Origin of the sequence: Lepagella muris (assembly GCF_004793975.1) — a bacterium.
GTDB lineage: Bacteria > Bacteroidota > Bacteroidia > Bacteroidales > Muribaculaceae > Lepagella > Lepagella muris.
In genome coordinates, this window is sequence record NZ_SRYB01000030.1 from 40916 (window position 1) to 57859 (window position 16944).

The 16944-nt window shown below is 34.7% G+C and carries 14 protein-coding genes; 10 read left to right on the forward strand and 4 right to left on the reverse strand.

The genetic code is table 11. The features are described from left to right. Nucleotides 1-10 precede the first annotated feature (10 nt). From E5331_RS16040 to E5331_RS16050, 3 genes are read left to right on the forward strand one after another with little or no spacing between them, the layout of a single operon-like run. Complete coding sequence (locus E5331_RS16040; protein WP_123484064.1) at nt 11-1354, forward strand: glycosyltransferase family 2 protein; 1344 nt, start codon at nt 11-13, stop codon at nt 1352-1354. Further along, entirely contained in the window at nt 1341-2255 is a 915-nt protein-coding gene (locus tag E5331_RS16045; protein ID WP_123484063.1) for a DUF4922 domain-containing protein, read from the forward strand. Before E5331_RS16040 ends, E5331_RS16045 begins: the two co-directional genes overlap by 14 nt. Nucleotides 2256-2265: 10 nt before the next feature. Continuing rightward, nucleotides 2266-3579: an AmpG family muropeptide MFS transporter gene (locus E5331_RS16050; protein WP_136013282.1), complete on the forward strand. Its 1314-nt coding sequence runs from the start codon at nt 2266-2268 to the stop codon at nt 3577-3579. A 104-nt stretch (nt 3580-3683) separates the two neighbouring features. Here E5331_RS16050 and E5331_RS16055 read toward each other — a convergent pair whose 3' ends face one another. Both E5331_RS16055 and tamL read right to left on the reverse strand, forming a co-directional pair. Continuing rightward, the gene (locus E5331_RS16055; RefSeq protein ID WP_123484748.1) at nt 3684-4337 is read right to left on the reverse strand and encodes an HAD family hydrolase; all 654 of its coding nucleotides are present in this window, start codon (nt 4335-4337) and stop codon (nt 3684-3686) included. Nucleotides 4338-4386: 49 nt separating this feature from the next. Further along, nucleotides 4387-6765, reverse strand: a complete 2379-nt coding sequence (tamL, locus tag E5331_RS16060; RefSeq protein ID WP_275441266.1) for a translocation and assembly module lipoprotein TamL — start codon at nt 6763-6765, stop codon at nt 4387-4389. Between the two features lie 228 nt (nt 6766-6993). Between tamL and E5331_RS16065 the strand changes: the two genes are divergently transcribed. Together E5331_RS16065 and E5331_RS16070 are read left to right on the forward strand one after the other, a co-directional pair. Further along, nucleotides 6994-7803: an acyl-[acyl-carrier-protein] thioesterase gene (locus E5331_RS16065; protein WP_123484737.1), complete on the forward strand. Its 810-nt coding sequence runs from the start codon at nt 6994-6996 to the stop codon at nt 7801-7803. 22 nt (nt 7804-7825) lie between these two features. After that, nucleotides 7826-8281: a Fur family transcriptional regulator gene (locus tag E5331_RS16070; RefSeq protein WP_123484738.1), complete on the forward strand. Its 456-nt coding sequence runs from the start codon at nt 7826-7828 to the stop codon at nt 8279-8281. Here the strand turns inward: E5331_RS16070 and E5331_RS16075 are convergent. Further along, on the reverse strand, nt 8263-9066 hold the full coding sequence (locus E5331_RS16075) for an MBL fold metallo-hydrolase (protein WP_123484739.1): 804 nt from the start codon (nt 9064-9066) through the stop codon (nt 8263-8265). The two genes, E5331_RS16070 and E5331_RS16075, sit on opposite strands and share 19 nt — an antisense overlap. A gap of 78 nt (nt 9067-9144) precedes the next feature. Continuing rightward, complete coding sequence (locus E5331_RS16080; RefSeq protein WP_123484740.1) at nt 9145-10227, reverse strand: AI-2E family transporter; 1083 nt, start codon at nt 10225-10227, stop codon at nt 9145-9147. 219 nt (nt 10228-10446) lie between these two features. Between E5331_RS16080 and prmA the strand changes: the two genes are divergently transcribed. The 5 genes from prmA to E5331_RS16105 all read left to right on the forward strand — a co-directional run bounded on the left by prmA (nt 10447) and on the right by E5331_RS16105 (nt 16779). Beyond that, entirely contained in the window at nt 10447-11292 is an 846-nt protein-coding gene (prmA, locus tag E5331_RS16085; RefSeq protein ID WP_123484741.1) for a 50S ribosomal protein L11 methyltransferase, read from the forward strand. 167 nt (nt 11293-11459) lie between these two features. Next, complete coding sequence (locus tag E5331_RS16090) at nt 11460-12050, forward strand: sigma-70 family RNA polymerase sigma factor (protein WP_123484742.1); 591 nt, start codon at nt 11460-11462, stop codon at nt 12048-12050. 632 nt (nt 12051-12682) lie between these two features. Then, nucleotides 12683-14392, forward strand: coding sequence for a glutamine--tRNA ligase/YqeY domain fusion protein (locus E5331_RS16095; protein WP_123484743.1), 1710 nt, complete (start codon nt 12683-12685; stop codon nt 14390-14392). A gap of 221 nt (nt 14393-14613) precedes the next feature. Next, nucleotides 14614-15180, forward strand: coding sequence for a DUF4924 family protein (locus tag E5331_RS16100; RefSeq protein WP_123484744.1), 567 nt, complete (start codon nt 14614-14616; stop codon nt 15178-15180). A gap of 15 nt (nt 15181-15195) precedes the next feature. Continuing rightward, nucleotides 15196-16779 carry a peptide chain release factor 3 gene (locus tag E5331_RS16105; RefSeq protein ID WP_123484745.1) on the forward strand — a complete coding sequence of 528 codons (1584 nt, stop codon included), beginning with the start codon at nt 15196-15198 and terminating at the stop codon, nt 16777-16779. Nucleotides 16780-16944 lie beyond the last annotated feature (165 nt).

Consider the following 16944-nt stretch of genomic DNA (forward strand, 5'->3'; position numbering starts at 1 on the left):
ATCTCATAACATGAAATTGATAAGGTTTTCAACCGTAGAAGCACTTAGAGACGAGATTTTTAAAAATACGTTGCAACAGTTCATACTTGTGCAATTGGATGATAGAAAAATAACGTTTGATGATAATTTCATTCATAGAATGGAAGAGGTATCGGCTGATTCTGATGCGTCAATTACGTATTGTAGTTTCAGAGAAAAAAATGGCGAACAAATTTTGTTACATCCTGTGAATGATTATCAATTCGGCTCTGTCAGGGATGATTTTGATTTTGGGAGTGTTGTATTATTGAATGCTGCGGATGTTTTGGCTGCTTCTGAAAATTTTTCACATGAAGAAAGCTGTGCTCCGGATGGTGGATGGTATGCCTTACGATTGAGAATGTCTATTGGTAAGACAATTGCTGCTTTACCGGAATATCTATATACTGTCGAGAAAGTAGACTTCAGAAAAAGTGGGGATAAACAGCATGATTATGTGAATCCCAAAAATAAATACTATCAAGCTCACATGGAACGAGTATTTACCGAGTTCCTCAATGAAATTGATGGACTTGTACCACTCAATCCGATTCGTCCAGATTTGACAGAGGGTGATTTCCCTGTAACAGCTTCTGTTGTTATTCCTGTTAAGAATAGGGTATCAACAATTCTTGATTCTGTAAATTCTGCCTTATCGCAAAAAACGGAGTTCACTTTTAATGTCATAGTAGTCGATAATGATAGTGATGACGGCACAAGGGAATTGCTTGAAAATATCAATGATGACCGTCTGATATTAATTAAGGTTGACAAAGGCGAATTGTTAGGTATAGGAGGATGCTGGAATAAGGCATTATTATCTGACTATTGTGGGAGATTTGCTATTCAATTAGATTCCGATGATATATATAACGATGAACATGTTCTGACTAAGATTGTGAATCGATTTTATGAAGAAAATTGTGTGATGGTTATTGGTTCCTACGTAATGACGGATTTTGATTTGTCAGTGATTCCCCCTGGCATTGTTGACCATAGGGAGTGGTCAGCATTAAATGGTGCAAATAATGCATTAAGGGTCAATGGATTCGGAGCGCCAAGAGCATTCTTTACACCAGTGGTTCGCAATATATTGTTTCCCAATGTAAGTTATGGAGAAGATTATGCAATGGGACTTCGTATATCTAGAGAATACGCAATCGGTAGAATTTTTGAACCGATATATTTCTGTAGGCGATGGCATGGAAATAGCGATGCAAATCTTTCAATAGAAGAAGTGAATGCAAACAATTCATATAAGGATTTCTTACGATCGGTTGAACTGATAGCTCGTATTCGAGCTAACGTTGAAAATAGTAGTTATGCTGAGTCTTGAGGATATTAATAGTTTCATTGAGTTGCAACTTTCCCAATGGTATCTGGCTAAAAATAATTATGATAACCTTATAAAAGTCAAAAGACGATACGTGAAAGTTTGCGATGTCGAAATCGGTATTCAATGGAATCCTGGAAGAATTGTATCTACAGCTGCAAAAGTGGATAAGGAATCTATAATCAATCGTAAATGTTTTCTTTGTAAAGTAAATAGGGACAAGCATCAATTGTCGATCAGAATGTTTGATAATTGGGAATTATTGGTAAATCCATACCCAATTTTCCCCACTCATTTGACGATCGCATCAAAAGATCATGCTCCTCAATCAAGAGTGCCCTATGATATTGTAAGATTTGCGGAAAATCTTCCCGGCTTGTGTGTGTTCTTTAATGGCGCTAAATCCGGAGCTTCGGCACCTGATCATCTACACATGCAAGCTGTCTTAAAAGATGAGATTCCTCTGATATCTATTGCTGAAAGATTCCATAAGGATTCTGAATCAGGGATTAAATTTTCATCTGATTTCGGAGTGTCTCTTCCTTTTTTCTTTGTATCAGGGGTTGTCTCTCCAGATTCCGCCGGGTTATCTACAATGAAGTTTGGATTAGATTTAGGTGGAATTGATAGTAATGATGAATTTAAAGACTTATCATTGGTCAATTGTTTCTTTTGGCTTTCAAACAATGGGTTGTTGAGGTTTATATCTATTCCAAGAAGAACGCATCGTCCGAAATGCTTTTTCTCAAATAATAGTGACTACCGAATGATAAGCCCTGGATCAATTGATATGGGCGGACTCATCATCACACCACGAGAGGAAGATTTCAATTTACTTACGTCATCCGATATAGAGAAGATTTATTCGGATGTAGCTGTTGCAAATGATTGTGTATATCATTAAAACTAATATTATGTCTACTCATAAAGTAAGTCCATGGCAATGGATACCAACTTTGTACATGGCTGAAGGTCTCCCCTATTTCGCAGTAAATACATTGACAGTGTTGATGTATGTCAATATGGGAATAGGAATGAAAGAGATGGCATTTTATACAGGATGGTTGTATCTCCCTTGGGTGATAAAACCATTCTGGAGTCCGTTTGTAGATTTGATAAAAACGAAAAGATGGTGGGTATTGATAATGCAGTTTGCTATAGCTATTTGTATGGGGGCCGTGGCGATAATGCTGCCGTCAAGCTTTTTCTTCGTTTTAACATTATTAGTGTTTTGGATTATGGCATTTTGTTCAGCCACACACGATATTGCGGCTGACGGTTATTATATGTTGGAATTATCTGCTCATGATCAAGCTGCTTATGTGGGAGTGCGTTCGACTTTTTATAGAATAGCCAGTGTGATTGGTCAAGGTGGTCTTGTGATAATTGCAGGAAAACTTGAAGAATCAATTGGGGATATTCCAACAGCGTGGGCAATTGTATTCGGGTTATTGTCTTTGTTTTTCTTGAGTGTGACGATATATCATAGTAAATTTATGCCTATTCCATATAGGGATAAATTGTCTAATAAGAAGTCTGTAGGCTCCATTATTATAGAATTCGGTCATACATTTAAGACCTTTTTTAGAAAAAAATATATTTGGTCAGCTATTGGATTTATGCTTCTTTATAGGCTTCCTGAGGCTCTTTGTATAAAATTGATTCAGCCATTTATGGCATCTTCTCATAGCCAAGGTGGATTAGAATTGTCAACGGCTCAGATTGGAATTATTAACGGAACTTTAGGTGTCATAGCTTTACTTTTAGGTGGCATTTTTGGTGGCGTCGTTATATCAAAAGGTGGATTAAAAAAATGGTTGTGGCCAATGGCATTCTCACTTACGTTACCGTGTGGGTTCTATTGTTTGCTCGCAATGACACAGCCGACTAATTTTATACTTATTTCAACTGCTGTTTTTATTGAGCAGTTTGGATATGGATTCGGATTTTCTGCCTACATGTTATTCTTGATATATTTTAGTAGAGGTGAAAGTCAAACCTCGCATTATGCGTTTTGTACTGCATTTATGGCATTGGGCATGATGATTCCTGGTATGATAGCAGGTTGGATTTATGAATATTTATCAGATATTGTAATTTTTGAATCATCACAACTGCAAGGACAAGGATTTGTTAATTTCTTCTGGATAGTAATGTTGACATGCCTTGCTACACTATGGATTTGTTCAAAAGTGAAGATTGAATCTTCTTTTGGTAAGAAAATTTGAGACTTTGATTGAATATAGAGATAGAAATAATAATTAGACATTAAAAACGTCAGATTATTATTTCTATCTTTTTTAGTGTTAGAGTACTTTAAAGTTAAGTTGCTTCAGAATTTGTCGGATAGAAGTTTTAATATTTCGGAAGGTGAGCTTACGATATTGTCTGCCAATGCATTCCTTAATTCAGAAATGGGACGAAAACCCCAGCTTACTCCAACAGATTCGACACAAGCTCTTCTTGCAGTTTCCATATCGACTCCTGAATCTCCAATATAAAGTACTTCTGATTTTGGAGTAGGATGCTCTGTCAATATGGAAAAAACTATAGATGGATCTGGTTTTGTAGGACGTCCATCTTGTTGTCCTTGAATTGAGACAAACGGAATATCTGGGAAATAATGCTTTACTATTCGTATTGCAGCTTCTTGATATTTATTTGATGCGACAGCTATCGCTACTCCTTTATCTGTCAATTCTTGAAGCAATTCAGGTATTCCGGTATATGGTTTTGTGTCATCCATACAGTGTATGTCGTAATATTCTTTAAATAGCTCAAGTAATTCGTCAACAATCTTTACATCTGCATCCGGTTGAGCTCTTTCAATCAACTTACGCACACCATTCCCTACCATATAATTATAAGCAGGAATAGGATGCTGATTAAAGCCTAACTTTCGTAATGCATAATTGCATGCTTCTCCTAAATCATATATTGTGTTTAGAAGAGTACCATCAAGATCAAAGATAGTCAGCTTTTTCATAAATAACATGTTTTAGATAATCAATAGTATAATCTGGTGGATTATTCCATCAAAACGGATATCCGATAGAGAAATGGAAAGAAGAATCTCTTTTCCATTGAGGATGAATAATTGGCCAATGCTCTTGTCCTGAAGCAGGATTATGAGCCTTCATTCCAAGGTCAAATCGCAGAAGAAAATATGAGAAATCCATTCGTATACCTAATCCATAGGCAGCTGCCAACTGTTTATAGAATGAATTAAATTTAAATAATCCTCCTGGTTGATTTGAATAATTATGAATGGTCCAAATATTTCCGGCGTCAACAAATGCTCCAAGTTCGAGCACCCAGAATAGTTTGGTCCTATATTCAAGACTCATATCAAAACGTATATCTCCGCATTGATTTATAAAGTCGCTCATTGAATTTGTTCCGGGATAACAACCGGGTCCAAGAGTTCTGACATCCCATCCCCTGACGCCATTTGCACCACCTCCATAGAAGCGTTTTTCAAATGGTAGCACGTATGAGTTGCCGTATGGATATCCTACTCCAAAACCAACATGAAGAGCAAGTGAATTCCTACTGTCAATTATATGGAGGAATGAGAAATCACTATTTAACTTTACATATTGTGAATATCGTATTCCAAAAACTTTATAAGGATCTTCTCTATAATTAGAACGGTGTTCAAGAATATTGCTTATTGCAAATAATAGGTTTCCTGCAAATTCAAAGTTTGTACGGATAGTATAAATATTGTTTTGTATTGATTTTTGCCAAGGACTACTTCCTTTTTTATTTGAATGATAGAAAGAGAAAGCACTACGCATTATGAAATGATCTTCATAGCTGTATCTTAGCAATGGATTATCTGGAGCTATCTGATCAATGAAATTGTTTGTGCTTTCTGGGAGATAGACATAATTTATATCTATCGGAGTAAGCACATATCGATTTCTATTTTTATTGTATATCCATTTGTATGACCAGCCTGCTGTTGAAATAATACGAGTATATTCAGGCCGTTCTTGATAAGACATTGAAATATTAAGTTCAGAAGTGGCATTTATACGTCTTTTAAATCTTTCTGTTAAAAAGGGAGCCTTGAACTTGGGAAAATTGAGTCCCATGTCAAGAGAATACTCCATATAGCGGTTATGGAGAAGTCCGTCAAGATCTCCACTTAAAGATTCGTATGCACCACGTAATTTTGCTGTAAGTGTTTCTGACCCCTTTGCAATATTCCGATGCGTATAGGTAGCTGATGCTGCAACTCCAAGATCCCCTTCGGAATTGGTCCCTTCAAGCTGTAACTCCATACTTTGACTTTTTGCAGGAGTCAACACTACATAAGCATCAAGAAGAGAAGTGTCTCCAATTTTACCTTGAGGAATAAAGCGAATATTTATAAATTTAAGAATTCCAAAACGAGAAAAAGCCTGGTAAGTCTTATCTACTTCTGTTTGCTTGTATAATTCACCTGGATGTATGAAACAATTTTCATATAATACAGAAGGACGTAGATATTTTTTATTGTTATACAATATCGTGATTTTTTTATAGACTAAAGTATCTAGTGCTTGGTATGTTGCCAATGATATATCTTTTGCAGCATCATAATCAGTTATAAATACAACATTACGAATCATGAATTTTTCATGATTCGGCACCACTGGATTTGAATTGCTTTTATGAGGTGGGTTAAGAGTCATAGTCAAATCTACAGACTTGCTCCCTTCTGTAGTGTCTGCACTAAAGGTGATGAACTCTTTTACAAAATTATAATAGCCTTTATTCCTAAGATTTTGCGTGATTATTTCACGCTGTAAATCCAATTGATTTCTATCAAGAGATTGACCTGGTTTTACAATAAATGATGCACTGTCGTTCAACACTAATGTGCGGAATGTGGTATCAGGAAAAATATAATCAATTGAATTGATTATATGTGGTTGACCTGGATTCAGTATATAGTTGACCTGGATTTTACGTTTTGAATCATCCCTTACCGTATCTGTCTCAACAACTGCACCCATAAATCCTCGATTGACCATGGCCTTTTGAAGTTGTTCTTTACCTGTATCCATTAGTGTTGAATCAAATATTACAGGAGCTTCACCAAGTTTACGAGCCCATTTATTCCACCATTTTGTTGAGTCATTGCCACTCATATTATATATCCCAAGTCGAAACTTAATGCTCCACAACATTTTATGATTTGGCAGCTGTCGTAGATATGCACTCATTTCTTGTTCATTAAATGTATCGGTAGAATCATTTATCTTTATATTGACCTTATCAAGAAGATAACTTCCCATAGGTACATGACGACTGCTGCCACAACTGCATATTAATAGAAGTGGCGATGCAATAATTGATACGATTACTATCTTTTTTATTGAGATCAACTTTATTTGATTTTTTCTTGGCAGAAATGTCTGCAAAGATAATAAAAATTTTTTATTAATTTTGTGGTTGTGTTGGATGAAGTTGTCCAATCTGAATCTTTAAAGAATTAAAATTTTATAATTCTACTAATATTTTTGTTATTCTTAATCCAATTAGGAACGACATGATTAAGGTTATAAATTTTATCTTTTTTTGTTTTGAATGATTCAGATTGTATAATTGCGATTCTATTTAAAATTACTGATATATACACATAGATAATTATGAGTCCCATATATGAAGAGATGCTATTTCTGTCAGCCGGTGAAGCAAATGCAGAGCAAGAAATATCATTACCTGTTTTAGTGGCAAAATTTATTGACATTGCAACAGCGCATGCTAATAGTCTTGACATAGGTAATCCGTCCATGCGTAAGATACATGCGGGTTGGGTCCTTTCTCGCCTTACTATTGAAATGAATTCTTATCCGGCGGTTAACCAATGTTATGTTATATCTACTTGGATTGAAAGTTTTAACCGTCATTTTTCAGAAAGGTCATTTTGTGTTAAATCTCAAAATGGCGAGATCTATGGTTATGCCAGATCTATTTGGATGGTAATGGATACTTATAATCATTCCAACATTGGACTTTCACATTTTACTATTCCATCTGAAATGATACTTGGAAAGAAAGCTCCTATTGAGAAACAGGCAAGACATACTGATATTATTGAGAGTTGTGACATCCCTAATTGTAAAGCATTAAAGGCAACGGATAGTGTTTTTAAGTATAGCTTTAATTATTGCGACCTTGATTCCTATAGGCATGTCAATACCGTGAGATATGTTGAACTTTTACTAAATAGGTTTAGCCTTAGTGAATTTGATTCTATGTTTGTCAATCGGTTGGAACTTTCATTTCTGCATGAGGCCAAATATGGGATAGAAACCAAACTCTTACGTAGCGATAATTATAGTGATAATGTGTTTTTAACATCATTTCAATTAAAGGCAACCGAGGATGACTCTTCTTTATTGTTTGCAAGGATGTTTAGGAAAGAGCGTATAAAGAATGAATCTGAGATAAATTGAAAAACGTCATATTTCGTATAAAATGGCAGATAATAAAAATTCAATAAAATGTCAACCACAGGATATTGCAGATCGTTTGACTAATCTCGGTATTAGGCCCACCGCTGTACGTTTGCTTGTATATCGTTATCTAGAGTCAGTGGATTCACCTGTGTCAAATTTGGATATTGAAATAGCTCTGGAAACGGTGGATAAGTCAACGATATTCAGGACAATCTCAATTTTCATAGAGCATAATGTTGTCCATACAGTAGATGATGGATCTGGCTTGTTAAAATATGAAATTTGCAGAGCAAGTCATGAACATTCGATTCATGATATGCACGTCCATTTTAGATGTACTCACTGCAATCGCACAGTTTGCTTGCCTTCTACGGCTATTCCAATAGTAAATCTCCCTGATGGTTTTATTGCCAATAATGCAAATTATGTGATTTCAGGTATATGCGACAAATGTTCTCAAATTATTTCTGGATAAAGGAAAGTTGAATATGGTGATTGTAGACAAATGTATTCTCCTCTTGTGGGATTTGCATAATATTCAGTTTTTGTAGCGTCTAATTGATACTTTAACTGTTGTCTCGGTGTATCTCCTAACCCAAAATGCATAGGAAAAAAATGACGAACATCAAAGTATTGCAAAAAGATTTTTGCTCCGATGTAATAATCACTTCCTATTCGTGAGTCAACTGGAAACATGACAATATCGAAATCTATATGTATGGATTTTATTTGTAGTAAGATAGATATATAATTATTTATCGATTTGTCAATTTCTTCTTCTGTTGATTGCTCTTTCCATATCCATGCATTCAGGTCACCGGCATGAAATAATTTCATACCTTTGGACATGACTACATAAGAATTACCGATATCTGTTGAACCATACGCTTCAATGGTAATACGCTTATCTATATAGCGTTCGCCTGCAGAAAGTATTATTACGGAATCTTTATTCGGTTTAGGACCTTTATATATTGATTTGTCAGACAGAATATGGCGTGAGTATTTAGCTATATCTTTACTGATTATATATTTGATATCATTAAATAGTTTGCACCATTCAAATATCCTTTTTGAGTAATGATCCTTGTGATGGTGACTGACAATTACATAGATTGGCTTATTTTTATCTGCATATTCAATAAATAATGGTAATGAATCTGCAGATGTCAATGGATCTTTCCAATAATCAAATATAATCATTAGCTTATCATTCTCAAAAACAAAACAATCATGCCAGATATAAGTCAATTTATTCATATAAGTTATTTATTTTGTTAAAAATTATCATAGGGTTAAAGAACCGACCATCTAAATTTAATAGATGGCTCTGTTTGTTTAGATTATAGTCGGCGCAGAAAGTGGTTTATGATCGATTATAACCTTTTTGTAGTAAGATAGAATAAGGGTAGTCAAGGGGAGGGCAATTATCATTCCAATAATACCTAATAATGTACCCCATATAGATAATGATAGAAGTATTATTGCCGGATTTAATCCCAATGATTTACCCATGATTTTTGGAGTAAGGATATAGTCACAGATGCATTGGCTTATAACATATACCAAAGCACATTTGCCTACTATTGCCCAGAAATCGACTGAGCCACTTAGGGATGAGACAAAGCATAGCATTGCAACAGGAATAACTGTAATATATTGAAAATATGGAATCATATATAATATTCCCACAAGGATGCCCATGACTATAGCCATAGGTAGCCCCACTATTGAAAATCCTATACAATAAAATATTGCAGCACAAAATGCAATTAACAGTTGACTGCGAAAATATTTGTTCATACTATCTTTTAAATCGGTTGCTATCTGAAGCACAGCTGGTTTATATTTATTTGGTATCAATAATTCAAAACCAGATCCAAGTTTATCATAATCAATAAGTATAAATAGTATATATATAAATGTAAGTAACCATTCAAGAGAATGCATGAGAAATTCAACAGAATTTGCCACTAATGTCTCGCCTCGATCTAACCATATAGAGCCCTTCCCATTCTCAAGTTCTGTTAGAAATTTCGATAGATTAAATTTCCTTTCGATTATTTCAGTTATACTTTCGGGTACAAATGGGATAGTAACTGTTTTTGTTGAATATTCTTTTACCATTGACATCATTTGATTTATTTCATCTAACACTAATGGAACAAAGAAGTACAAAAGCATTCCAACAATTACAGTCACGTCAAATATTGTTACAAATACGGCCAATACCCTACCCTTCTGATGAAGTAGTTTTTGATTAAATTCTACAAATGGTTCCATTATGTATGAAAGGAGACAAGCCAGACAAAATGGGAGTAGCACATTTTTTAAGATTCCAATTAACCATATAGTACAGACTATTAAAGTCAACGCTATAATCATACGGACAACTCTATCAAATGTAAATGGTCTGGACATTATGCAATATTATTTTAAGTTAGACATGTTTAGTAGTTAATTCTAAAACAATTATAAGTGCACTATAGTTGAGGTAAGTCTTTATAATATGTTATTGGATTTTGATGTGACTATATATATACTTAGAATCCAGCCTATTCCATATTCCTTTGAATCATATTTTGCTTGTACGCAATGTTTTGATTAACTTTGCGAAATAATAATATAAATAATAGATATATGCAAGATTATATAGCACTACGAATTGAACCAAAACCATGTGATGAAAATATCACCGATTTACTTGCGGCATTTTTATGTGATGTCGGATATGAGTCCTTCACATCAGACGATTCAGGGATTATCGCTTACATAAAAGCTGAATCATATAGTGAGTCTGACGTGAAAGATATTCTGTCTGATTTTCCAATTCAATGTGAATTTTTATTTAATATCGAATTGGTAAAGGGTGAAGATTGGAATGAAGAATGGGAAAAAAATTATTTCCAACCGATTATTGTAGACGATCGTTGTGTGGTTCATTCATCTTTTCATAAAGAAATCCCCGTTGCTGAATATGATATTGTGATTGACCCGAAGATGGCTTTTGGTACTGGGCATCATAGCACAACCAGTAATATGATGCGACATATTCTTAGATCAGACTTGAAAGGGAAAGATGTAATCGATATGGGTACTGGTACTGGCATATTGGCTATCCTATGTAAAATGAGAGGGGCTGCCAATGTCACCGGAATTGAAATTGACTCGTTTGCTTGGGAAAATGCTATTGAAAATGCAAAACTTAACAAAGTTGAGATTTCGATGATTTGTGGAGATGCCAGCAAACTGGAACATATTGATATGGCTGATTATTTTCTCGCAAATATCAATAGAAATGTTATAACGCATGATATTGATAAGTATGCATCCCGATTGAAAAATGGTGGTGTAATGTTCCTTAGCGGATTCTATGAGAATGATATACCAATTATAGAAAAAGCCGCCTATTCTAATGGTATGAGATTAGTATGTAAGCTTGAGGATAAAGGTTGGGTGGCACTTAAATTCGTTAAAAACATTTAATTTACAACTTACTTTCCTCTTATTTATTGTAATATTAACTTTTTTTATGTTTTTTCACTGCTCTTAGTTTGGATATGGCATAATAATTGACTACTTTTGTGAATTGAAATAAATACACAAAAGCAACTGCCTATCGATAAACTCTACTTAACGAAAAAAGGAAAAGAATGGCAAAAACTTTGAGCATGACCGATGAACAATTGGTCAAAGCTTATGCGAAAGGAGACAACGAGGCGTTTGACACTCTTCTGAAAAGGCATCAGGAGCGTATTTTTAATTATATTCTACGTATAATTAAGAATGAAGATATTGCAAATGATATTTTTCAAGAGACTTTCGTTAAGGCGATTTTGACCATAAAGCAAGGTCGCTATACGGAAAATGGAAAATTCCCTGCGTGGATTTCGCGTATAGCTCACAATCTGATCATTGATTATTACCGACAGGAGAAATCAGAGAATCTCCAAAGTGCGGATTTGGATGATGTAGATGTGCTAAATAGAAAAGAACTCTGTGAAGAAACGATCGAAGATGTTATTATTACTGACCAGATAAGAGAAGATGTCAAATATCTAATCAAAGAGCTTCCTCATTTACAGCGAGAGGTGCTTAAGATGAGGTATTATCAGAATCTGTCGTTCAAAGAGATTGCAGAAATAACAGGAGTTAGTATAAATACGGCCTTAGGAAGAATGAGATATGCAATTCTTAATCTGCGGAGATTGGCATCTGAGAAGGATATAATATTGACAGTATAATTAATTATTCTCCATCTTATCTCCGGATACTTCGTTTCTTAAGATGTATGAAAAATGCAACCCGATACAATTATTGCATCGGGTTGCATTTTTAGATGCCAGTGAAATAATAATTATATCATTGTTGTCGTTATATATAAAACTCATTTATGGACATCATGTCATTCTTATATGTCATCAACAAATTTATTTATGATTGCCTATGATAAATGATCCCGCTGAGTCGTCTTTTACTCTAGAGATTGGAAGCGAAGAAAACAAATCGCCTCGGCAAACTACCATTGATTTTATTCGGCAGTTTGCTAGGATATATATGGATTACGATGATCGTAATAGATGCATAGGTGGTATCGTGGCGAATTGAATTTGCTCTCTTGGAATTTGTAAGGCTGGTTGAAAAATCGGCCTTTACTGCATTTATAAGTGATATCCTATTATTAGAATTACTTAGAATCTCATAATATGGTATATAAAAATTATAATGAAGACGATAATTCATGAATAGTTTATAATTTTTTATTAATTTTGCATATTCAATAATATATACCGTAATTTGGACGTATAATAAAATTGGTAAAGATATAAGATCTTTGGTAATTTGTCTGAATCCGGTTGCTTATCATATTTGTATTATGTCAGAAATCATAGAAGAAGGCATCGTTAATGAGGCAGGTCTTAATTTTATTGAGCAGGAAATCAAGGAAGATCTGTCTATGGGGAAAAATGGAGGTAGATTGAATACTCGATTTCCTCCGGAACCTAATGGATATTTGCATATAGGGCATGCAAAGGCATTTATTATGGATTTCGGGGTTGCGGAGAAATTCGGAGGGACATGCAATCTCCGTTTTGACGACACAAATCCACAGAAAGAAGATATGGAGTATGTCAACTCAATAAAGAGAGACATTAATTGGCTTGGATATGATTGGGAAGATCGTCTTTATTATGCGAGCGATTATTTCCCTCAGTTGTTTGATCTGGCAATCAGAATGATTAAGGAGGGAAAAGCTTATGTTGACGAACAGACAAGTGAGCAGATTGCGCAGCAAAAAGGTACACCTACTACTCCGGGTGTTGACTCTCCCTATAGAAATAGACCAGTAGAAGAAAATCTTGATTTGTTCATGCGAATGAATGCGGGCGAATTTGATGAAGGATCTATGGTTCTTAGAGCTAAGATTGATATGTCGAATAGCAATATGCATTTTCGTGATCCAATAATGTATAGGATTATAAAAACTCCACATTGGCGAACGGGGTCAAAATGGAAAGTATATCCCATGTATGACTTTGCTCATGGACAGAGTGATTATTTTGAGGGAGTGACTCATTCTATATGTACTCTTGAATTTGTACCCCATCGTCCTCTTTATGAATATTTTGTAAAGGAACTAGCTGACGAATCATATTGCCCTCGTCAAATTGAGTTTAATCGTTTGAATCTTACATATACAGTAATGAGCAAACGTAAGCTTTTGCAGCTTGTTAAAGAAAATCTGGTAAATGGTTGGGATGATCCTCGTATGCCTACTCTATGTGGTCTTAGACGAAGAGGTTATACTCCGTCCTCAATAAAGGACTTCATTAACAGAATTGGCTATACTAAATATGAGGCATTGAACCATATTGAATTACTCGAGCATGCCGTACGAGAAGATTTGAATAAGACAGCGACGAGAATTAGTGTGGTGGTAAATCCGGTGAAATTAATCTTGACAAATTATCCTGAGAATAAAGAGGAAATTATAGAAATTGATAATAATCCGGAGAATTTGGAAGAGGGAAAGCATCCAATGCCTTTTACTCGAGAATTATGGATTGAGAGAGAAGATTTCATGGAAAATCCTCCCAAGAAATTTTTCCGTCTTTCTCCCGAAAAAGAAGTGCGTCTGAAAGGGGCTTATATAATTAAATGTACTGGGCTAAAGAAAGACGACAATGGAGAAATTGAAGAAATATATGCAGAATATGATCCGGCCACTCGTAGTGGAATGCCAGGAAGCGATCGAAAGGTGAAAGGCACTTTGCATTGGGTCTCAGCTGCTCATGCTGTAGATGCCGAGGTTCGGGACTATGATCGGTTATTTTCTGTAGAAAATCCTTCTGCCGAAGAGGGCGATTTTAGGGATCTTCTTAATCCTGATTCTTTAAAGGTAAGGAATAATGTGAAGATTGAACCTTGGGCTGCGCAGAATTCAAAAGTTGGTGATCATTTCCAATTTACGCGATTGGGGTATTATACAGTAGATCCTGATTCTTCTGAAGGTCATTTGGTATTCAATAAAACCATTGGACTAAAAGATACTTGGGCAAAAGAGCAAAAAAAATCTTCTAAATAAGATTATTTTTAGTATGTACTATAAATAGGGAATCTAAGAATTTTGGGGTTCCCTATTTTATTATGTATGTAATCCGTACTATGTATTATCTAAATTAAATTGAGAATTTTTGATTTAATAAAGCTCTTTCATAAATTTATTACATCTCTCAGATTAAATAATTTGTGGTGTAGCTTAATTATCGCTAATTTTGTAAAATAAAGCACTCTCCTCCCCTTCTTATGATAACAGCATCTATAAAAAAAAGAGAAAATATTGCAGAGTACTTACTCTATATGTGGCAGATAGAAGATCTGATTCGAGCAAATAATCTTGATATTGATAAGATTCAATCAACGATTATAGATAAGTATCCTGATCTCACAATTGAACAAAAAAAGGAAATGCGAGATTGGTATGAATCATTTATTGATATGATGCGAAGAGAGGGCCTGATTAAATCAGGTCATCTTCAGATCAATAAAAATGTAATTATTGCATTAGATGATTTACATCAGCGTTTACTTTCTGATACAAAATTTGCATCATATTCCGCTCAATTTTATCATACTCTTCCTATAATAGTGGAATTGAGAGCTAAGGCAGGGGAAAATAAAGTCGGAGAGATTGAAACTTGTTTTAATGCTCTATATGGAATCTTAATGTTAAGACTCCAAGGTAAAGAGATTGGGGAAGAAACTACACAGGCAGTCTCTCAGATTGCAAAATTCCTTGCATTACTTTCTTATTACTATAAGAAGGATTATAATAATCAATTGTTTAATGATGAGGCAGATTCTCAGAAATAAAAAATTTTTTCAGCAATGAGTGAAGAATTAAATAATGAAATAAAAAGGCGACGTACATTTGCTATTATATCTCATCCTGATGCAGGTAAAACAACACTCACTGAAAAGTTATTGCTTTTTGGTGGGGCTATTCATGTCGCGGGAGCAGTGAAAAGTAATAAAATTAAGAAAACTGCTACGTCAGATTGGATGGAAATAGAAAAGCAACGAGGAATATCCGTAGCTACGTCTGTTATGGGTTTTAACTATGGTGACTATAAAATAAATATTCTTGATACTCCGGGACACCAGGATTTTGCAGAAGATACTTTTCGAACTCTTACTGCTGTTGATTCTGTAATTATAGTAGTAGATGTTGCAAAAGGAGTGGAAACTCAAACTCGTCGTCTTATGGAAGTGTGTCGGATGAGAAATACTCCGGTTATTATATTCGTAAATAAACTTGACCGCGAAGGACGTGATCCGTTTGACATTCTTGATGAGCTTGAGCAGGAATTGAAAATCAATGTCAGACCATTATCTTGGCCTATAAATATTGGCGCTAAATTTAAGGGCGTCTATAATATTTTTGAACAAGGACTTGATCTGTTTACTCCTTCAAAACAAACTATTAGTGAGCGAGTTGAGATTGAGGATGTAAACTCTCCATTAGTTGATGAATTGATTGGTCATTCTGATGCAGTAAAGTTACGTGAGGATCTTGAACTTATAGATGGTGTATATCCTGAATTTAATGTTGAGGAATATCTTAATGGAGAGGTAGCTCCTGTATTTTTTGGCTCAGCTTTAAACACCTTTGGTGTAAAGGAATTACTTGATTGTTTTGTGAAAATTGCTCCATATCCTAAAGCGATAGATGCAGTGGAACGCCGTGTGTATCCATCAGAGGAGTCTTTTTCTGGTTTTGTATTTAAAATCCATGCAAACATGGATCCAAATCATAGATCTTGTATTGCCTTTGTAAAAGTATGTTCTGGAAAATTTGAAAGGAATGTAAACTATAGACATGTCAGAAGTGATAAAATGATGAGATTTGCAGCTCCTACTGCATTTATGGCTCAAAAGAAAAATGTAGTTGATGAGGCATACCCCGGAGATATTATAGGAATTCCTGATACGGGAAATTTTAAGATTGGAGATACTCTGACATCGGGAGAATTACTCCATTTTAAAGGTTTACCCTCGTTTTCACCTGAAATGTTTAAGTATATTGAAAATGCTGATCCTATGAAAGCAAAGCAATTAGATAAAGGTATTCGTCAGTTGATGGATGAGGGTGTGGCGCAGATGTTTACTAATAGTTTTAATGGTAGGAAAATTATTGGTACAGTTGGACAGCTTCAGTTTGAAGTAATTCAATATCGCCTTCTTCACGAATATGGAGCTCAATGTCGATGGGAGCCTATAAGTCTGTATAAGGCATGTTGGATTGAAAGCGATGATAATAATGCTTTGGAAGCTTTTAAGAAAAGAAAACATCAATTTATGGCTACAGATAAAGATGGAAGGGACGTATTCTTAGCGGACTCCAACTATGTGCTCCAGATGGCACAGAGTGATTTCCCTAAAATCCGTTTCCATTTTGCAAGTGAGTTTTAAAATATAATGCGAATGTAAAAGATATGGTAATAATATATTATTGTTTTAGTTTTTGATTTAAATGAAACAATTATACTTAATTGCCAATAAAAGATACAAAATTTTAGATATTGAAGTTGTCTAAACTTATTTTGAGATGTTAAAAATTCGGTAAAATAAATAAAA